Source organism: Chlorobium sp. (assembly GCF_049593655.1).
In the GTDB taxonomy this organism is placed as follows: domain Bacteria; phylum Bacteroidota; class Chlorobiia; order Chlorobiales; family Chlorobiaceae; genus Chlorobium.
Genome location: NZ_JBAWHG010000048.1, coordinates 15,710 through 33,162 on the forward strand (window position 1 = coordinate 15,710; position 17,453 = coordinate 33,162).

The 17,453-nt window shown below is 57.0% G+C and carries 21 protein-coding genes; 14 read left to right on the forward strand and 7 right to left on the reverse strand.

Features of this window, described 5'->3' with window-relative positions; all coding sequences use genetic code 11:
- Positions 1–37: 37 nt before the first annotated feature.
- Positions 38–1,036, reverse strand: a complete 999-nt coding sequence (locus WBP50_RS08055) for an AAA family ATPase (protein ID WP_423933188.1) — start codon at positions 1,034–1,036, stop codon at positions 38–40.
- A 62-nt stretch (positions 1,037–1,098) separates the two neighbouring features.
- Positions 1,099–1,278 carry a hypothetical protein gene (locus WBP50_RS08060; protein ID WP_423933190.1) on the reverse strand — a complete coding sequence of 60 codons (180 nt, stop codon included), beginning with the start codon at positions 1,276–1,278 and terminating at the stop codon, positions 1,099–1,101.
- Between the two features lie 69 nt (positions 1,279–1,347).
- Between WBP50_RS08060 and tsaD the strand changes: the two genes are divergently transcribed.
- The 11 genes from tsaD (at position 1,348) to WBP50_RS08115 (ending at position 11,137) form a co-directional block, all read left to right on the forward strand.
- Entirely contained in the window at positions 1,348–2,409 is a 1,062-nt protein-coding gene (gene tsaD / locus WBP50_RS08065) for a tRNA (adenosine(37)-N6)-threonylcarbamoyltransferase complex transferase subunit TsaD (protein ID WP_423933193.1), read from the forward strand.
- A gap of 62 nt (positions 2,410–2,471) precedes the next feature.
- Positions 2,472–2,828 (forward strand): preprotein translocase subunit YajC, encoded by a 357-nt coding sequence (gene yajC / locus WBP50_RS08070; protein WP_423933196.1) that lies wholly within the window; start codon positions 2,472–2,474, stop codon positions 2,826–2,828.
- Between the two features lie 9 nt (positions 2,829–2,837).
- Positions 2,838–3,947, forward strand: a complete 1,110-nt coding sequence (gene carA, locus WBP50_RS08075; protein WP_423933199.1) for a glutamine-hydrolyzing carbamoyl-phosphate synthase small subunit — start codon at positions 2,838–2,840, stop codon at positions 3,945–3,947.
- Between the two features lie 43 nt (positions 3,948–3,990).
- Positions 3,991–5,130 carry a pyridoxal-phosphate-dependent aminotransferase family protein gene (locus tag WBP50_RS08080; RefSeq protein WP_423933201.1) on the forward strand — a complete coding sequence of 380 codons (1,140 nt, stop codon included), beginning with the start codon at positions 3,991–3,993 and terminating at the stop codon, positions 5,128–5,130.
- A 152-nt stretch (positions 5,131–5,282) separates the two neighbouring features.
- The gene (locus tag WBP50_RS08085) at positions 5,283–5,942 is read left to right on the forward strand and encodes a hypothetical protein (RefSeq protein ID WP_423933204.1); all 660 of its coding nucleotides are present in this window, start codon (positions 5,283–5,285) and stop codon (positions 5,940–5,942) included.
- Between the two features lie 6 nt (positions 5,943–5,948).
- The gene (locus WBP50_RS08090; protein ID WP_423933207.1) at positions 5,949–7,370 is read left to right on the forward strand and encodes a B12-binding domain-containing radical SAM protein; all 1,422 of its coding nucleotides are present in this window, start codon (positions 5,949–5,951) and stop codon (positions 7,368–7,370) included.
- 99 nt (positions 7,371–7,469) lie between these two features.
- Positions 7,470–7,904 (forward strand): c-type cytochrome, encoded by a 435-nt coding sequence (locus tag WBP50_RS08095; RefSeq protein ID WP_423933209.1) that lies wholly within the window; start codon positions 7,470–7,472, stop codon positions 7,902–7,904.
- Between the two features lie 224 nt (positions 7,905–8,128).
- On the forward strand, positions 8,129–8,452 hold the full coding sequence (locus WBP50_RS08100; protein WP_423933212.1) for a c-type cytochrome: 324 nt from the start codon (positions 8,129–8,131) through the stop codon (positions 8,450–8,452).
- 202 nt (positions 8,453–8,654) lie between these two features.
- Positions 8,655–8,915, forward strand: coding sequence for a SemiSWEET transporter (locus WBP50_RS08105; RefSeq protein WP_423933215.1), 261 nt, complete (start codon positions 8,655–8,657; stop codon positions 8,913–8,915).
- An 81-nt stretch (positions 8,916–8,996) separates the two neighbouring features.
- A complete protein-coding gene (gene proC, locus WBP50_RS08110) occupies positions 8,997–9,800 on the forward strand; it encodes a pyrroline-5-carboxylate reductase (RefSeq protein ID WP_423933217.1) in 804 nt (267 codons plus the stop codon).
- Between the two features lie 20 nt (positions 9,801–9,820).
- Complete coding sequence (locus tag WBP50_RS08115) at positions 9,821–11,137, forward strand: BatD family protein (protein WP_423933220.1); 1,317 nt, start codon at positions 9,821–9,823, stop codon at positions 11,135–11,137.
- A gap of 15 nt (positions 11,138–11,152) precedes the next feature.
- Here the strand turns inward: WBP50_RS08115 and glp are convergent, their stop codons facing one another.
- The 4 genes from glp to WBP50_RS08135 form a co-directional block, all read right to left on the reverse strand.
- On the reverse strand, positions 11,153–12,394 hold the full coding sequence (gene glp / locus WBP50_RS08120; protein WP_423933223.1) for a gephyrin-like molybdotransferase Glp: 1,242 nt from the start codon (positions 12,392–12,394) through the stop codon (positions 11,153–11,155).
- Positions 12,391–13,335 carry a bifunctional molybdenum cofactor biosynthesis protein MoaC/MoaB gene (moaCB, locus tag WBP50_RS08125; protein ID WP_423933225.1) on the reverse strand — a complete coding sequence of 315 codons (945 nt, stop codon included), beginning with the start codon at positions 13,333–13,335 and terminating at the stop codon, positions 12,391–12,393. Before moaCB ends, glp begins: the two co-directional genes overlap by 4 nt.
- 30 nt (positions 13,336–13,365) lie before the next feature.
- The gene (locus WBP50_RS08130) at positions 13,366–14,196 is read right to left on the reverse strand and encodes a glycerophosphodiester phosphodiesterase family protein (RefSeq protein WP_423933227.1); all 831 of its coding nucleotides are present in this window, start codon (positions 14,194–14,196) and stop codon (positions 13,366–13,368) included.
- Positions 14,197–14,291: 95 nt separating this feature from the next.
- Positions 14,292–14,621 carry a hypothetical protein gene (locus WBP50_RS08135; protein WP_423933230.1) on the reverse strand — a complete coding sequence of 110 codons (330 nt, stop codon included), beginning with the start codon at positions 14,619–14,621 and terminating at the stop codon, positions 14,292–14,294.
- A gap of 202 nt (positions 14,622–14,823) precedes the next feature.
- Here WBP50_RS08135 and WBP50_RS08140 point away from each other — a divergent pair, with 202 nt between their 5' ends.
- The 3 genes from WBP50_RS08140 to WBP50_RS08150 all read left to right on the forward strand — a co-directional run bounded on the left by WBP50_RS08140 (position 14,824) and on the right by WBP50_RS08150 (position 16,656).
- Positions 14,824–14,994, forward strand: coding sequence for a YqaE/Pmp3 family membrane protein (locus WBP50_RS08140; protein ID WP_423933232.1), 171 nt, complete (start codon positions 14,824–14,826; stop codon positions 14,992–14,994).
- A gap of 79 nt (positions 14,995–15,073) precedes the next feature.
- The gene (mobAB, locus tag WBP50_RS08145) at positions 15,074–16,198 is read left to right on the forward strand and encodes a bifunctional molybdenum cofactor guanylyltransferase MobA/molybdopterin-guanine dinucleotide biosynthesis adaptor protein MobB (RefSeq protein WP_423933235.1); all 1,125 of its coding nucleotides are present in this window, start codon (positions 15,074–15,076) and stop codon (positions 16,196–16,198) included.
- Positions 16,195–16,656: a universal stress protein gene (locus WBP50_RS08150; protein WP_423933238.1), complete on the forward strand. Its 462-nt coding sequence runs from the start codon at positions 16,195–16,197 to the stop codon at positions 16,654–16,656. The genes mobAB and WBP50_RS08150 overlap by 4 nt, the downstream gene beginning before the upstream one ends.
- Here the strand turns inward: WBP50_RS08150 and WBP50_RS08155 are convergent.
- Positions 16,631–17,452, reverse strand: coding sequence for a metal ABC transporter permease (locus WBP50_RS08155; RefSeq protein WP_423933240.1), 822 nt, complete (start codon positions 17,450–17,452; stop codon positions 16,631–16,633). The genes WBP50_RS08150 and WBP50_RS08155 overlap by 26 nt on opposite strands.
- Position 17,453: the final 1 nt, after the last annotated feature.

The following is a 17,453-nucleotide window of genomic DNA, read 5'->3' on the forward strand; positions in this document are numbered from 1 at the left end:
GGAATGAGCTTTTCAGGGGTGCCTGACAGGGTCAAACTCACGGCACCTCTATATGCTGGAGAATTTCGCGAATGAAATCATCCGTCCTTATGTTGTCGGCCTCGGCTTCGTAGCCGGGAATGATGCGGTGGCGAAGCGTTTCGTAGGCAATGGCCTTGACATCCTCCGGCGTGATATAGGCCCGGTGCTGCAGGAATGCGTGCGCCTTGGCAGCCAGCAGGAGAAAGATGGAGGCTCTCGGAGATGCGCCGTATTCGATCATGGAGGCAAGCGACGCAAGGCCGTGGGCGGCAGGGTTGCGGGTGGCGACCACGAGGTCCACAATGTAGCGCTGGACCCGCGGATCGACATAGATGCGGTCTACAAGCCGGCGCGCGGCGGCAATATCGCCCGCGTCGACAACCGGCCTTACCTCCGGGATGGTTCCAGACGCCGCCGCAAGCTGCATGATTCCGAGCTCTTCGTCGTACGAGGGATAGCCGACGATAACCTTCATCATGAACCGGTCGATCTGGGCTTCAGGCAGGAGATAGGTGCCTTCGTGCTCGATGGGGTTCTGCGTGGCCAGCACCATGAAGGGCTCGGGGAGCGGAAAGGTGCTGCTGCCGATGGTGACCTGTTTTTCCTGCATGGCTTCCAGCAGGGCGGACTGCACCTTGGCCGGCGAGCGGTTGATTTCGTCGGCCAGAATGACGTTGGCGAAAAGCGGACCCTGACGGGCGTAAAACTCCATATCTTTCGGGTTGTAGACCATGGTGCCCACAAGATCCGCCGGAAGCATGTCGGGGGTGAACTGGATGCGCTGGAACTGCAGGTTCATGGCCGCGGCAAAGGTTCGGACGATAAGGGTTTTGGCCAGTCCCGGCACTCCTTCGAGCAGAATGTGACCTCCGGCGAGCAGCGCGATGAAAACCCGGTGGACAACCTCTTTCTGGCCGATGATCCGGGATGAAATCTGCTCCTCCGCGAGATCCAGGAACCTCGACGCATCCCTGATCTCCCGGCCCAGTTCCTCGAGCCCTGCTGCATGCTGCATATCTTCCGTCCGTTAAGAGGTTGCTGTAAAACCGGCTGGACGATCCCCGCCGGCTTTTTCTGTCACGGTTTTTTGTAGAGATGCCTGAAACCGGTAACAAGCAGCGCAATTCCGGCTATCAGAGCCGGCCAGGTGTAGATGTCGGGAATATAGAACCCGCTGTTCAGGATGCCGACTTCGGGAGCCAGAAGCAGAACGAGATCCGCCCCGAGAAGGATCATGAGCACGCCCAGAAAGCTCACCTTGAGCCTCGGTTTGCTATTGTTTACCGGTTTGTTAGCTTTTGCCATACGTCCAGAGAAAATTAAGCCATGAATATTTTAGGAATAGAAACCAGCTGTGACGAAACCTCCGCGGCCGTACTGCTCGGCAGGAGGGTGGCTTCGAACATCGTCAGCTCGCAGCGCTGCCATACCGGTTTCGGTGGCGTTGTACCGGAACTCGCTTCGAGAGAACACGAAAGGATGATTGTTTCCATAGTTGACAGTGCAGTAACTGAAGCCAATATAACGAAAAATGATCTCGATTGCATAGCCGCCACCGCAGGCCCGGGCCTTATCGGCGCCGTGATGGTCGGGCTCTGTTTCGCCGAGGGAATGGCCTTCGCCCTCGGAATACCCTTCGTTCCGGTTAACCACATCGAGGCCCACATGTTTTCGGCCTTCATTCCCGAGTCTCCCGGACACCGTTCACCCGAAGGAGCATTCATCTCTCTGACCGTCTCGGGAGGCCATACGCTCCTCTCTGTCGTGCAGGAAGATCTCTCCTACGCCGTGATCGGAAAAACACTCGACGACGCGGCCGGAGAGGCTTTCGACAAAACCGGCAAGATGCTTGGCCTCGCCTATCCTGCAGGACCGGTTATCGACCGGCTGGCTGCCGGCGGCGACCGGCACTTTCACGAATTCCCCAGAGCTTTGACATCGAGCTCGCAGAGAAGCCGGAGTTACAAGGGAAACTTCGATTTCAGTTTTTCAGGACTGAAAACCTCGGTGCTCACTTACCTGCAGAAACATCCGGAGGAGTACATCCGGACCCACCTGCAGGATATCGCCGCTTCGGTTCAGCACGCCATCGTCAGCGTTCTGGTGGAAAAAACCATGGCCGCGGCCCGGCACTACCGGGTGGGGGCCGTCTCCGTAGCCGGAGGAGTGAGCGCCAACTCGGCCCTGAGAAAGGCCATGCAAGAGGCCTGTATGCGCAGCGGCATCCAGCTCTATCTGCCGGGAACGGTCTACTCGACCGACAATGCCGCCATGATCGCTTCGCTGGCCGGACTCATGCACGAAAAAGGCCTCATCGGAAAAAACCGGTACGATGTAGCCCCGTTCTCGAGTTTTGGGGACCGCACCCGCAAGGCGTCATTGAAATAGTCAGGTTAATACCGTACATTAGAATTCGTACGGCCATTTTTCACATACTCTACCTGTTCATCATGCACGACTTCATTTTATCACTGCTGCTTTTCGCTCCTCCCGCAGGAGGCCAGAACCCGAATCCATTCATTCAGCTTGTCCCTCTGGTACTGATTTTCGTGGTCTTCTATTTCTTCATGATCCGCCCCCAGCAGAAAAAACAGAAAGACCGGGAAAAGGTTCTCGACAGTCTGAAAAGAGGCGACAAGGCGGTCACCATCGGCGGCATTCACGGCACGGTTGCCGGCATCGATACGGAAAAGAAAACCGTTCTTCTGCAGGTCGGCGACAACCTGAAAATCAAGTTCGACCGCACGGCCATCGCCAACGTCGAGAAACAGGAATCGGGAGACAAACTTATCACCACGAAGGAATAACGAACGATAATGCAAGAGACACCAGCACTATTGGTTTTAGAGAACGGGTCTGTCTACAGGGGAACGGCTTTCGGCTGTATCGGGGAGGCAACCGGCGAGGTGGTCTTCAACACCTCGCATACCGGCTATCAGGAAATTCTTACCGACCCGTCCTATGCCGGCCAGATGGTGGTGATGACCTATCCGCTGATCGGCAATTACGGCGTGACCCCCGATGACAACGAATCGTCGAAAGTATGGGCATCGGCATTCATTGTGCGCGAAGTATCGCATATCTACAGCAATTTCGAAGCCTCGGACAGCCTCGACAACTACCTCAGGCAGGCCGGAGTGATGGGACTTGCGGGTATCGATACCCGCAAGCTTGTGCGTGAAATCCGTGAAAAAGGCGCCATGCGGGGCGTTATCTCCGCCGTGGACCTGAATCCGGAAAGCCTGAAAGCAAAGGCGCTTGCCATAGAGGAAATGACCGGACAGGATCTGGTTAAAACCGTGACCGCGAGTAAAAGCTATGTGCTCGACAAACCGGAGGCCCGCTACCATGTCGCGGCATTCGACTACGGCATCAAAAGCAACATTCTGCGGATACTGCAGAACTGCGGCTGCAGGGTGACCGTACTGAATGCGGCAACGCCGTTCGAAGAGGTCATCGGACTCAAACCCGACGGGGTCTTTCTTTCCAACGGCCCCGGCGATCCGGCTGCCGTCGGGTACGCCATCGAAACCATCCGGGCGCTTGCCGACTACAACCGTACGACCCGTCCGCTGCCGGTATTCGGCATCTGCCTCGGCCACCAGCTGCTCTCTCTGGCTCTGGGCGCGGAAACCTACAAGCTGAAGTTCGGCCATCACGGCAGCAACCATCCGGTAAAGAACCTCGGGAACAGCAAAATCGAGATCACCTCACAGAATCACGGGTTCGCCGTAAAGATGGATTCGCTGCCCGAAGACCTCGAAATGACCCATCTCAACCTGTACGACCATACGGTGGAAGGAGTCCGGCACCGTTCGCTGCCCTGTTTCTCGGTCCAGTACCATCCCGAAGCCGCGCCGGGGCCGCACGATTCCCACTACCTGTTCGATCAGTTCATCGATATGATGGACAGGGCGAAAAACTGAAAAAACGCAATCTCTTTAACCACACAAACCTTTTTCTGAAGAGATGAAAAAAAGACTATTCACCCCGGGACCAACCCCTGTACCCGAAAACGTCATGCTTCGCATGGCCGCCCCGATTATCCATCACAGGAACCCGGAGTTCATGGAAATCCTTACCCGGGTACACGAGGACCTCAGGTATCTCTTCAGAACGACCCAGCCCGTCGTGGTGCTCAGCTGTTCGGGTACCGGCGGCATGGAAGCCGCAGTTTCCAGCATCTTCAGGCAGGGGGAAAAGGTCATTACCGTCAACGCAGGAAAGTTCGGTGAGCGCTGGGGCCAGCTGGTGCGGATTTTCACCGGCAACTGCATCGAGGAAAAAGTACAGTGGGGCAGCGCCATCCAGCCGGAACGCATGGCTGAACTGCTCAGGGAGCATCCCGACGCAAAAGGCGTCTGCCTTACCCATTCCGAAACATCCACCGGCACGGCAGCCGACATCCGGTCGCTCTGCTCGGTTATCCGGGAAAAGTCGGATGCACTCATTCTCGTTGACGGCATCACCGCTATCGGCGCCCATGAGTTCCATTTCGACGACTGGGGCGCCGACATCTGCATCACCGGTTCGCAGAAAGGACTCATGATGCCTCCGGGACTTGCCCTGGTTGCGATTTCGGAAAGGGCCCAGGATATCATCAACGCGCATACCCACACCCAGCAGTTCTACCTGAGCCTGAAAAAGGCCCTGAAAGCGCACAGCGCCGAAGACACCCCGTTCACTCCGGCGGTATCTCTGGTAATCGGGCTGGACGAGGCCCTGCAGATGATCCGTGCGGAAGGGATCGAGAACATCTGGAAACGTCATGAAAGCCTCGCGGCAGCCTGTCGGCAGGGTTGCAGCGCGCTCGGCATGAAGCTCTTCAGCAACTCCCCCTCTTTTGCCGTCACCCCGGTCTGGCTCCCCGAGGGCGTGGACTGGTCGGCGTTCAACAAGGCGCTGAAAAACAAGAACGGCATCACCGTCGCCGCAGGTCAGGACGAGTACAAGGGCAAGATATTCCGCGTCTCCCACCTCGGCTTCTATGATGAGCTGGACATGCTGACCGTTATCGGCGGTCTGGAACGGGCCCTGAAAGAGATCAATTTCAAATTTGAAATCGGTGCGGGAGTCAGCGCGGTTCAGAAAGCCTTCCTCGGCAGCTGACGGCTCACTCCTGAAGGAACACGCCGGAAAAGCCGCCCCTTTCTTTCGAACCGGGCGGCTTTTTCTTTTCAGCCGCACGGACGACCCGAAAGCCGCTTTCTTTTTCCGACTTTGCCCTTGCCGCTCTATCTTGCAGAAAAGAGATCCTGCCAATGATTACCCTGCACGCCCTTTTTCTCTTGCTTGCCACGGCGTTTTCCCTGTCGGGGGAGTTCCGGGAGTATCGCACGATGCATAAAGCCAACGAGCACTATATGCGCGGAGAGTATTTCCGGGCGGAACAGCTCTACCGCACCCTGCCGGATATCGCTCAGGAAAAGACGGGATCGGCGCCGGCCCGCTTCAACCTTGCCGGCAGCCTTGCCCGGCAGGGCAAGCACACCCAGGCCCGGCGGATCTACCGAAGCATCGTATTGAACCCCGGGGAAAAAGGGCTCCGCAACCCCTCTCTCTACAACGAAGGCACCTCCTTTGCCCTCGAAGGCATCGCCACCGGAGAGGGAATGCACAAAAGGGAACTGCTCCGGCAGGCCCTCCTCCGCTACACCTCCGTGCTGCGTTCCGACCCCGCCGACACCGATGCGAGAATCAATTACGAAATAGTGCTCCGCATGCTCGACAAGCCGGAATCATCATCTTCAAGACAGCAGGATAACCGCAGGGAGAACGGCGATCCTGCCTCGGGCGGGCTCATGAAAACGGCTGAGCGGGTTCTTGAAAACGCCCGGCTCCAGGAAAACAGCCTGATGCGGAAAATCCCGCAGAGCCACGCCAGGGGAAACTCATCCGGCAAAAACCTGAAGGACTGGTAAGAAGCCATGACCGTTCCGAAAAAAGTGCTGCTGGTCTTTATCCCCTCCGAAAGCGGTGTCGACGGCGCCCGCTCGCTCTACGCAGAACCGGAAAAAAGCCCGATTCTGTACTGGTTCGACAGCTCGGTGAGAAAACTCATCAAGCGAAGCCAGTTCGCCATTCCTCCGCTTTCGCTCATGATTCTCAGCTCGATCGGGGTACCTGGGGTCGAACAGCGGCTGTGCGATATGCGATTCGAGGATTTTCCGGAAGCGGAGCACTGGGATCTGGTGGGCATAAGCGTACAGACCGGCATGGCCAGAAAAGCCTTCGAGCTTGCAGACAGGCTCAGGGAGAAAAAAATCACCGTAGCTCTCGGAGGAGCGCATGTCACCCTGTTCGCCGATTCCTGCCGCGTTCACGGCGATATCCTCGTGCACGGAGAGGCAGACGACCTCTGGAAAACGGTGCTCGAAGACCTGAAAAGCGGCAATCTGAAATCCGAATACAGCTCCGACCGTTTTCCTGATCTTGAAGAACCTCGCCCGGTGAGCAAAAATGCGCTGCAGAAAAACCGCTACTTCACGACCAACCTCATACAGACCGGACGGGGCTGCCCCTACAACTGCGACTTCTGCAACGTCCATGTGCTCAACGGCCGGTCGCTGCGCAGAAGAACGATCGACGATATTGTCGATGAGGTTGCCCGGTTTCTCCGCCATGACCGGCGCATTTTCTTTTTTGTCGACGACTCCATCAATGCCGACCCGACCTATGCCGAGGAGCTTTTCCGGCGCCTGATTCCCTATCGCATCAGCTGGTTCGGCCAGGCGACCACCACACTGGGCCAGCAGCCCCGGCTCCTGGAAACCTTTGCTCGATCCGGCTGCCGGGCCCTGCTGGTCGGCATCGAAAGCATAGAACCGGAAAGCCGGGATGCCCACCGCAAAACCCAGAACAAATCGACGGAACTGGTGGCGGCAATAAAAAACATCCGGGGTGCGGGAATCAGCCTCTACGGCAGCTTCATCTACGGACTCGACGGCGATACCCTCGATACTCCGGCGGCTATTCTGGACTTCATCGGCGAAACGAAGCTCGACGTTCCCGGCATCAACATTCTCAGGCCCATTCCCGGCACGAGGGTTTTCGACCGGCTCAGAGAGGAGGGACGCCTGCTCTTCGACCCGTCCGACATCACCGCCTTTCGCTATACCTTCGGCCAGGAGATGCTCTACCTGCCTAAAAACATTCCGCTCGACGCCTTTGTGGAAAGCTACTCGAAACTTACCCGTGAGGTGTTCAGTGCAACCGGTTCCATCCGAAGAGGTCTCAATGCGCCAAGCGCCAAAACAGCGGTACTTTTTTTCAACCTCTTCTACACCCATCTCTACGGGCTCTCACGGCAGGACCTCCAGAGGCAGCTTGCCGGGGGCAACCCTGAATAAAAAACCATTTTGCCATACGGTAAATTATTCATAAAATTATAGCCGTTACATTTTTATACCCTTCACAACATCACAACCCTTTCCAACGGAGAACACACTATGAAACGCTTTCTGCCTGTTTTCGCTGTAGGCATGCTTTTTCTTGGCGCATGCGGTCTCGAAAAACCACCGGCCAAGCTTGAATTTCCCGAATCCAAGGAAGAGGCCGCGGCACCGGCCGAAACCGCCGCTCCTGCTGCTGCTCCTGCCGCAGCGGAAACGCCTGCCGACCCGAAACTTGCCGCAGGTAAAACCGTTTACGAAACGAAAGGGTGCAACGGCTGCCACGACGCAGGCATGATGGGCGCCCCGAAACCCGGCGACAAGGCAGCGTGGGCTCCGCGTATCGCACAGGGTGTCGATGTCATGACAAAAAAATCCATCGAGGGATTCACCGGTAAAGGCGGCATGATGCCGGCAAAAGGCGGAAACGCTGATCTGACCGACGAAGAGGTCGCGAGCGCCGTAGCCTATCTGGCCAGCCTGGCAAAATAAGCCGGTTAAGGCACTGTCCCGGATTCAGGCGGATAAAAACGGAGCACGTCTCGCGACGATGCTCCGTTTTCCTTGCGGCTACTGTATAACTACATGCACATAAAAATTCCGGAGGCATTTGGAAGGCCGGATTTTAAATGCTAAAATATTCGGCTTGAGATTTTTTGCACAACCGGCACACAACCAATCATCAACAATCATTAATTCTTGCAAGGGAGAACTCTATGTCTCGTTTCGTATCTGCTGCTTTCTGCGCACTGTTTATGATCGCTTTCAGCATGACCGATGCCAACGCCGCTACCGGCAAAGCCGTTTATGACGCCAACTGCTCGGCATGCCACAAGGACGGCATCATGGGCGCGCCGAAAACCGGCAACAAGCCGGCTTGGGCTCCTCGCATCGCACAGGGCGTGAACGTGCTGGTAAACAAATCCATCGCCGGCTACCAGGGAAAGAAAGGCATGATGCCTGCCAAGGGCGGCAACACGAAACTCACCAACGCCGAGGTCAAACTCGCCGTCGAGTACATGGTCAGCGTCAGCAAATAAGCGCTTCCTGTCTTTTTTTCAGCAAAAGGCGGGGAGTGACCCCGCCTTCTGTCGTTTATTCTCCCCACCCCGGTCTTCTCCGTGAAATCCCGACATTCTTGCGAGATCTTTTCACCCCGCCCTGTTTTCCGCACCAGGCTCCCGCAGAACAACCTTTTCGTATATTGACCTGCGCAACTCACAATCGAGAAAAGGAGAACCGATGGATATGCAATCAGGCGAGATGCTGGGATTCGCGGCAGGCATCATCACCACGCTCGCGCTCCTGCCCCAGGCGCTGAAAATCATGGCTACCAGGCAGACCCGCGATATCAGCCTGCTCTGGGCAGTCAGCATGAACGTGGGCATTATCCTCTGGCTGTGCTATGGCCTGGCGAAAAACGACCTGCCGATGATAACGGCCAACAGCGTCTCTTTCCTGCTGCTCTTCATCATTCTCCTCTTCAAGGTGCGGTACCGGTAAACGGAAAGTTTCGCTGATGGAAAAAACGGCGAAAAAGCTTACATATCGTTACTAGTTGTTTTAACCATTATTATTCAACCGATGAACACTCTCCATACCGGCTTTATCGGCACCGGAAGAATCGCCCGGGCGCTGATTGCCGGACTCGCAAAAAAAGAAAACATAACCCTCTGCGGCTACGATACCCTCCCGGCGGCTATCGAAAGCATATCGGAAGCCTACCCCGTTGAGGCGTGCCCTTCCATCGAAGCGCTTGCAGGAAAAGCGGAGGTGATCGTCCTTTCGGTGAAACCTTACCAGATAGAGGGCGTACTCGGCGAACTGAAACCATTTCTCACCCAGAGGCATCTGATTCTGAGTGTGGCTGCCGGCATTTCTTCGGAATTCATCCGGCAACACACGAACGAAAAAACGAGAGTGATACGGGTGATGCCGAACACTCCGGCATTTGCCGGCGAAGGCATGACCGCCCTGTGTCGTGGTGCGGCGGCGACGGACGAGGATATCGAGCTTGCCGGAGAGCTGTTCCGGGCAATCGGCAGGACCGTCGTGCTTGACAGCGAACAGCTCATGGATGCCGCCACCGCGGTATCGGGCAGCGGACCAGCCTACATGTTCCACATCATCGCTTCGCTTGTCGAGGGAGGCATGCAGTGCGGGCTTTCGCGGGAGGACGCCCTGCTCCTGAGCACACAGACCATGCTTGGCGCGGCCAAAATGGTGCTCTCCGGCGACAGAAGCCCTGAAGAACTGATCAGGGATGTCACCACTCCCGGAGGAACGACCGAAGCCGGTCTGCAGGTGATGGACGAGCGGAACATCCGACAGATTCTCGTTGATACGGTCTCGGCGGCGGCGGCACGCTCCAGGGAACTGAAAAAATAAACAACCGCGGAAGGGGGTCCATGCGGAATACCGTCCGATCTGCGCTGAGCGCTCTCCTGATGGCGGCTGTAGCCGTATTCTGTCTTGCTGCGACCGCAAACGGCGAACGGACACCGACAAAAAAAGCGCCGTTCATACGCACAACCATCTCCAACAGAACCCCCTACGCCGGAGAGGAGGTCATCCTCTCCTTCACCCTCTGTTTCACCGGTGACGCCCCGCAGGTTTCCGACCTGTCGGATCCTGCGCTCGAAGGATTCCGGGCTGAAGAGATCGATCCCGGGCGCTATGTCAAAAGCATGCCCGTCACGATCGACGGCACCCTCTACCGGAGCGCACTTGTGCGGCAGTACCGGATTTCGGCCCTGCAGCCCGGAGAGCAAAGCATCAGGGGATACCGCCTCCGGTGCCTTTTCCCCGATGTGCCGCCACCGGGCAAAAACGCAAACACCGTGCTTGCCGCTCCTGAAATGCCCATCCGTGTCAGGCAGTTGCCGGAGCCTGCGCCTGAAGGGTTCCAGGGAGCTGTAGGCTCATTCTCCTTCGAGCGAACAGCCGATCGTACGGTCCTGAGAGCCGGCGAGCCGGTTACGATAGCCCTGACCATTGCCGGAACCGGCAACCTTGCGGCGCTCAGCGCTCCCAGGCTCGTTTTCCCGCCTGCATTCCACCAGAGACCTCCGGTTACGGCGCTGCATCTCGACAGCAGCAAGGCCTATGCTGCAGGCTCATTCTCATGCAGAGTAACCATCTATCCTGACCAAACCGGAAAAGAGACCATTCCGGGGATGCGTTTCGTCTATTTCGATCCCCTTAAAAACCGCTACCGGACGCTTTCCGCCGACCCGATCGCGATCAGCGTACTGCCTGCCGAAAAAGCCACCGGCACAAGCCGGCTGCCGGATAGCGCACCGGAAGAGCCCGCAAAAAAAACGGCTCCCGCTCTGCCTGCGGCCGCACTTGCCGTTACCGCTCTTCTGGTCTTTCTGACGATGGCGCTTGTCAGAAACAAGCTGCATGGAAGAGGGTCCCGGCGGCAGGAGACTCGAAGCGGAGCTCTACTCCCATCAGGCGGCGAAACTCCGCAGGAGATGAAAAACGCGCTGTACACCATCATCGGGCAAAAGGGCGTTCCGAAACCGGAAAGCCTCACCAGGGCGCAGCTTTCTGCCGCACTTCTGGAAAAAGGCGTATCGCGGGATATCTGCAAGGAACTTGAAAAGCAGCTTGAGTCGATCGACCGCCTGATGTTCAGTCCGGCCGGAGTTTCAGCTGTTGAACTGGAGCTGCTCCTCGGCGAGGGGGAAAAGCTGCTCCGCAGCCTGCGACGGCCGTAGCCCCTGATCCTGCATTCACTCCTCCCCGGCGGCTTGCATGATTTCAGCCCAGGGAAATATCGAGCAGACCACGGTGCTGCCGGCCGCAAGCGCATCAGGAGCGGGCCCGGATTCGATGATGCCGTCGGCGCCGGCAAGAGCGGTGATCATATGCGACTCGACCTTCCGGGATACCCTGCAGTACAAGCGGCCGTTCTCCTGCCAGATGGCGCCAGGCAGAAAACGGTGCCGTTTTTTATCGGCGGGGAAGGGTTCGGCAAGCAGTGCGTCCATCTTTCCGGGAAGCACCCGGCCCTGCTGCAGAAAGAGTGCCGGAACGACATACTCATGAAAACAGGTCATTGCCGAAACCGGATTTCCCGGCAGGGCAAAAACCGGACGATGGTCGCCGCTGACTCCGAAATAAAGCGGTTTTCCCGGTTTCTGGGCTACCGTCCAGAATCGGGAAGTTACGCCGGCTTCGCGAAGCAGTTCCTGCACATAGTCGTATTCACCGGTTGAAATCCCTCCTGCCGTCACCAGCATGTCACATCCGGCAAGAGCCTCGGCAAGCACGTCCCGCAGGGCCTCCCTGTCGTCACGAGCATGCAGCTGAAGCACGGGCTCGATACCCCATGCGCGGCAGAGCGCCTGCAGCATGAAGCGGTTGCTGTTGTAGATGGCCGGACCATCGAGCGCCTCTCCCGGCGTCCGAAGTTCATCGCCTACCGTGACAAGCGCCACCCTCGGAACACCGCAGGCAAGCGCTCCCTCAATGCCCAGTGTGGCGAGCACGGCAATCTCCGAAGGCGTAACGGTCGTTCCTTTTCGCAGCAGCACGGCGCCGCCGGCTGCCTCCTCGCCTGCGAAACGGATATTGGCGCCCTGTTTCGGGGCTGAAAAAACCGAAACCTCCCGGCTGCCGAATCCGCTGGTCTGTTCGAAAGCCACAACCGTATCTGCACCGTCCGGCAACGGCGCTCCGGTCATGATCTGAACGCAGGTTCCCGGTACAACGGGCCGTACGGGCATGGCGCCGGCAGCAACTTCGGAAACGACCTGCAGCCTGGCCGGAGTATCCCGCGACGCACCCTCAATATCGGCATGCCGGAGGGCAAAGCCATCCATGGCGGCATTGGTGAAACGGGGCAGGTGAAACGGGGCGGCGACATCTTCACCCAGAACACGCCCCTGCAGCCGCACAAGCGGCTGGTATTCGAGGGGCAGCACTCCGACGGACTCCCGTATCAAGCGATGAGCATCCTGGACGGTAATCATGGCTGGTGACCCTCCCCTTTGAGCATGGCAAAAGCATGGAAAACCGCGGGAACAAGCACCTCGAGAGCATCCGCCGCAGCGCCGGGACTGCCGGGAAGGCATATCAGAAGCGAATCACCGATCATTCCGGCTGCAAGTCTCGAAAGCATTGCGGTTTTTGTTTTCCCCTGCCCCCAGTTGAACAGGGCCTGTTCGATCCCCGGAAGTTTTCTGGTAAACATCGGCTGCAGGGTATCGACCGTAACATCCCTTGGACCGAGACCGGTGCCGCCGGAAGTCACGATCAGCTCTACCCCCCCCGCAACCCACTCTTCGACAGCGGCCCCGATCTCCTCTTTCGTGTCGGCAATGATCCGAAGCTCTTCAATCGTACATCCCGCGGACTCAAGACCCTCCCGCAGCACGTTTCCTGAACGGTCGCACCCCTTTCCGGCAGCGATGGAATCGGAAAGCACGAGAATGGATGTTCTCGGCCGGTACTCCACGGCGAGCTGCTTTTTCCCGCCGGTTTTCCCCTCGAGACGGATGGAGCCGATCTCCATTGTGGAATCGAGAGCCTTGCACATGTCGTAAATAGTCAGGGCGGCTACCGACACGGCTGTGAGCGCCTCCATCTCGACACCGGTGGACTCCCGGGTTCTGGCCGTAGCCGAAATGGCAATGCGGTCTTCGAGCACGGCAAAGGAGATATCCACCCAGGAGAGATTGAGCTGATGACAGAGAGGAATGAGGTGAGCCGTCTGTTTGGCCGCCTGAATTCCGGCAATCTTGGCCGCAGTGAGAACGTTTCCTTTTGGAATGGCCTCCCCTGAAAGCAGAAGAATGGTTTCCGGACGCATCGAAATGGATCCGGATGCCGTTGCGGATCTCTGGGTTCCGGGTTTATGGGAAACATCGACCATGGCGACATGTCCGTGTTCGTCAAGATGGGTAAAGTCCATAGCGCTCCTCTTTTTCGGGATGAATCGGTTTCATGCAAAGAGCTCTTCGAGCTGCAGGGCAAGTTCCGGGTGGTCGGTGATGATGCCGTCGGCTCCCATGCGCTTCAGGCGAAGCATCTCTTCCGGACGGTTTACCGTCCAGGGAACGACACGAACACCCTCGCTGTGCAGCCTTTCGACCAGTTGGGTGTTCAGGAGTGAATAATACGGATTGACATAGGCAGGAACAAAACCTGTTTCCGCCCTGAAGTTGGCGAGACGGGAGCCGTCATCGACCAGAAATCCGAAACACAATTCCGGATAACGCATCCTTACCTCCCTCAGAAGGCGGTCGTCAAACGACTGGACCCTGACTCTCGATGCCATGGAGGTTCGGTGGATTTGCCCGGCAACAAGAAACGCGTAGACATCCGGCGGCGGATGCAGCTCGTTATCCCTGTCCGGCCAGGATTTGAGTTCGAGATTGAAAATCATCTCTCCCGGAAGATGATGGGCAAGCATATGGGCGTCCACCTGGCGGAAAACATCTGCTATAAGCGGTTTTGCTGTATCGATACCCCGCTGCAGGGGAAAATGCGGGTCGGGAAGGCCGCAACCGAAAGCTGCGATTTCAGCGTAGGACATATCGTACAGACAAAAACGCCCCTGATCCTTCTCTCCGAGCGGCCTGCCGTCGGGAGCTGCAGCGTGCGGAGCGCCGAGGCACGGATCGTGGGAAACGACAAGCTGGTGATCTCCGGAAACAAGAAGATCGAGTTCGATAACCCTCACACCCAGATCCGCAGCCTTGCAGAAGGCCTGAACGGTGTTCTCGGGAAAGAACGCCCTCGCTCCCCGGTGTGCCTGTATTTCAAAATGCATACGATAAAGAAGGCTTGTTCCCCCCTTCAGCTGAACATCCCCTCCAAAAACTTTTCTGCTTTCACAAGCTGCTTACCGTATGCGGCAGCCTGCCGTCATGAACTGCGTTTTCCTGGAGAAAAGCGGGCGGGTTTCGAGGGAGATTTTCCTGTTGTTTTTCTTTTCTGGACTTTGTTGCCTCTCGAAGCTTTGGGCGAGGCGGATGCAAGCTTGCTGTTGTAGCCTTGAGGATCGGAAGAATTTTTGTTCCTGCTCTTGTTGAACCTGTTTTTGCGGTACTTTTTTTCCAGGTCGGCGTAGGGACTTGGCGGTTCGGGTGAGGTATTGGGGTTATTAAAGTTCGGCTCGTCGATTACCTCATCAACATCATCCAAAACCACGTCGGGATGAACTGTTTTATGCAAAATATTCCAATTTATGTTCAAAAAACCGTGAGTATACAATTGTTATCACTCAGGATCATTTCGAAGGGGACTCTAATTTAAAACTTTAACACTAAAAAACAAGTTATCGACAGCAGAAGATCGTTCAGAAGAGCGCCATATCGGTTTTGCGTTGGTTGTTGTTCCGAGAAGTATTAAATTTCAGCGGTTTTACCATTGTAAAAATCGAAAACCGGAGCCCGTTATGGATATTCGCCGCTGGATACTTGCCTTTATTCTCCCTCCCGCCGCCGTCATGAACAAGGAGGCTGGAACAATCATGCTGACAGGCATTCTCACCCTGCTCGGATGGTTGCCCGGCGTTACTGCAGCCGTCATCATGATTCTGCAGGAAAAGAAACAGGCAAAAGCATAACTGCAGCGCATCTCCCCGTACCCCGGCAAGGCTTTCCCGCTGCAGTGTCGCACGGCACCGGGACTGCAAACGACCACCTATGCTTTTTCATCCCTTTGAAATAGCGCTTTCGGGGTTTTCCGGGACCGGAAAGACAACCCTTGCTGCCGCAGTCGTAAACCGTCTTTCGGAACGGTTTGCGGTCGGCTACTACAAGCACGGATGCCACCGTTTCGATATAGACCGTGAAGGCAAGGACTCCCATACGCTTCAAAAGGCCGGAGCAGGCACCGTCATGATCTCCGACCCGGAGAAAAAAGCGGTGATTACCGGAACCGGAAACCGGCAGTTATCGGAACGTACGGTTTTTCTGGACTGCGACATGCTGCTGGTGGAGGGTCTGAAGGAGCTGCAGCTGCCCAAGCTGCTGATGGTTGACCGGGAAAGGAAGATTCTCGAACAGCTTGCCGCCGGCGCCATACCGCAGGTCGTCGCACTGGTCTCGACCGGCGCCGAAACGGAATTCCCCTGCTCCCCTTGCGACATCCCCGTTTTCCATCGCGACGACATCGACACCATTACCGCCTTCATCGAGTCGTTTTTTGCAGGAAACGTATCGGAAACGCCTCTGTCGGGCCTGATCCTTGCCGGAGGCAGAAGCCGCAGAATGGGCACCGACAAGGCCCTGCTTTCCTATCACGGCGAAAACCAGATTCTGCATACGGCGGCGCTTCTCAAAGAGCACTGCCGGGAAGTGTTCCTCTCCTGCCGCAGCGACCAGGAGGATATCTATGCATCTTTCGGACTGCCGGTCATTACCGACCGTTACCTTGAAACCGGCCCGGCAGGAGGATTGCTGTCGGCGCAGCAGCGCCACCCTCAAACCGCATGGCTTGCCGTTGCCTGCGACATGCCGTTTCTCGACGCGGCCCTGCTTGGCGAACTTCTCGAAAACCGCATGCCGCTGCGCTTCGCGACCGCGTTCAGGATTCCCGGATCAGGAAAATTCGAACCGCTCTCGGCCTGCTACGAGCCGAAATCGAGAGCCGCGCTGCTTGCCGGCCATGCAGAAGGCAACCATTCGCTGCAGGCGCTCCTCGAAAACCGTCGAATAGGCGAGATAACGCTTTCCGGCAGCCGCGCCATCAGCAACATCAACGATCCGGAATCGATGCAGAAAGTCGTGCGGGAGTTCCGGTCTTTCAGCGGAGAAAACCATCCATGAACCTGCTTGTCGCCATCGATTTTTCGGAAACCACAGGAGAAATCGTCACTCACGCCTGCACACTGGCCGACGCACTCCGGGCAAAGGTTTTTCTGCTGCATGTCATCGCACCGGCAACACCGGTCCTCGATATGGAGAACAGCATTGAACCCCTGATGCCCGCTCAGGAACAGCCTGCATCACAGGAGGGAATACTCCCCGAAAGCCGGGCCCGTGAACAGCTTCTCGAAATCGCGGAAACCCTGAAAACCCGGGGAATCGAGGTATCCGCACACATCGCCCACAGTGACGAGGTAAAAGCCATTATCGAAGCTGCGGAGCGGTTCCGGGCAGGCATGATCATTCTCGGATCACACGGTCACGGAGCGCTCTATCATCTGCTGATCGGCAGCGTATCGGAAGGAGTCGTGCGCAGGGCGCAGTGCCCGGTGGTCATCGTGCCCGCCGGGAAGAAATGACCAGCCGGCCGGCATGGACCAGCAGAAACGCAGCTCCGGCCAGAATGATGATCGTCGCACCGGAGGCGAGATCGAGTTCATAGGACAGCCAGAGCCCCGTCAGGCAGAAAAACGCGGAAAACAGTGTGGCAAGCAGCATCATCCCTCCGAGAGTGCGGCTGAAAACCCTTGCGATCGCCGCCGGTATGGTCAGCAGGGCGATAACCAGCACGATACCGACCACCCGGACAAGAATAACCACGGTAAGCGCTATGAGGCAGAGCAGCAGCAGGTAGAACAGGGTGGTTTTCACCCCGGAAACCTCGGCATACTCCTCATCGAAAGAAAGCGCCAGAAACTCCTTGCCGAACAGCCAGGTCACGGCTGCAATCAGCAGGTCGAGCATGGCGATCATCCAGAGATCACCCGTCGGAACCGTCAGAATGTTGCCGAACAGGTAACTGAACAGATTCGGAGCATATCCGGGGGTAAGGCCGATCAGAATGACACCCACAGCCATACCGACAGCCCAGAACGCGGCTATCGCCGTATCTTCGGCAACCTTCGCCTTTCTGCTGAGCAGACCGATGGCAATGGCGGCTCCAAGGCTGAAGGGAATGACGCCGAAAAGCGGATTGATGCCGAGATAGTAGCCGAGCCCTATGCCGCCGAATGCGGTATGGGCTATGCCCCCACTGATAAAACCGACTTTTTTCACCACGACGTAACTGCCGGTAATGCCGCAGGCTATGCTTGCGAGCAGCGAGGCCAGCACCGCATTGCGAAAAAATTCAAAGGCAAAGATATCGCCGTTCATG

Bases quoted from the DNA above. Each gene is read 5' to 3' on its own strand.
- WBP50_RS08055 (WP_423933188.1), bottom strand. From the start codon at position 1,036: ATGCAGCATGCAGCAGGGCTCGAGGAACTGGGCCGGGAGATCAGGGAT.
- tsaD (WP_423933193.1), top strand. From the start codon at position 1,348: ATGAATATTTTAGGAATAGAAACCAGCTGTGACGAAACCTCCGCGGCC.
- yajC (WP_423933196.1), top strand. From the start codon at position 2,472: ATGCACGACTTCATTTTATCACTGCTGCTTTTCGCTCCTCCCGCAGGA.
- carA (WP_423933199.1), top strand. From the start codon at position 2,838: ATGCAAGAGACACCAGCACTATTGGTTTTAGAGAACGGGTCTGTCTAC.
- WBP50_RS08080 (WP_423933201.1), top strand. From the start codon at position 3,991: ATGAAAAAAAGACTATTCACCCCGGGACCAACCCCTGTACCCGAAAAC.
- WBP50_RS08085 (WP_423933204.1), top strand. From the start codon at position 5,283: ATGATTACCCTGCACGCCCTTTTTCTCTTGCTTGCCACGGCGTTTTCC.
- WBP50_RS08090 (WP_423933207.1), top strand. From the start codon at position 5,949: ATGACCGTTCCGAAAAAAGTGCTGCTGGTCTTTATCCCCTCCGAAAGC.
- WBP50_RS08095 (WP_423933209.1), top strand. From the start codon at position 7,470: ATGAAACGCTTTCTGCCTGTTTTCGCTGTAGGCATGCTTTTTCTTGGC.
- WBP50_RS08100 (WP_423933212.1), top strand. From the start codon at position 8,129: ATGTCTCGTTTCGTATCTGCTGCTTTCTGCGCACTGTTTATGATCGCT.
- WBP50_RS08105 (WP_423933215.1), top strand. From the start codon at position 8,655: ATGGATATGCAATCAGGCGAGATGCTGGGATTCGCGGCAGGCATCATC.
- proC (WP_423933217.1), top strand. From the start codon at position 8,997: ATGAACACTCTCCATACCGGCTTTATCGGCACCGGAAGAATCGCCCGG.
- WBP50_RS08115 (WP_423933220.1), top strand. From the start codon at position 9,821: ATGCGGAATACCGTCCGATCTGCGCTGAGCGCTCTCCTGATGGCGGCT.
- glp (WP_423933223.1), bottom strand. From the start codon at position 12,394: ATGATTACCGTCCAGGATGCTCATCGCTTGATACGGGAGTCCGTCGGA.
- moaCB (WP_423933225.1), bottom strand. From the start codon at position 13,335: ATGGACTTTACCCATCTTGACGAACACGGACATGTCGCCATGGTCGAT.
- WBP50_RS08130 (WP_423933227.1), bottom strand. From the start codon at position 14,196: ATGCATTTTGAAATACAGGCACACCGGGGAGCGAGGGCGTTCTTTCCC.
- WBP50_RS08140 (WP_423933232.1), top strand. From the start codon at position 14,824: ATGGATATTCGCCGCTGGATACTTGCCTTTATTCTCCCTCCCGCCGCC.
- mobAB (WP_423933235.1), top strand. From the start codon at position 15,074: ATGCTTTTTCATCCCTTTGAAATAGCGCTTTCGGGGTTTTCCGGGACC.
- WBP50_RS08150 (WP_423933238.1), top strand. From the start codon at position 16,195: ATGAACCTGCTTGTCGCCATCGATTTTTCGGAAACCACAGGAGAAATC.
- WBP50_RS08155 (WP_423933240.1), bottom strand. From the start codon at position 17,452: ATGAACGGCGATATCTTTGCCTTTGAATTTTTTCGCAATGCGGTGCTG.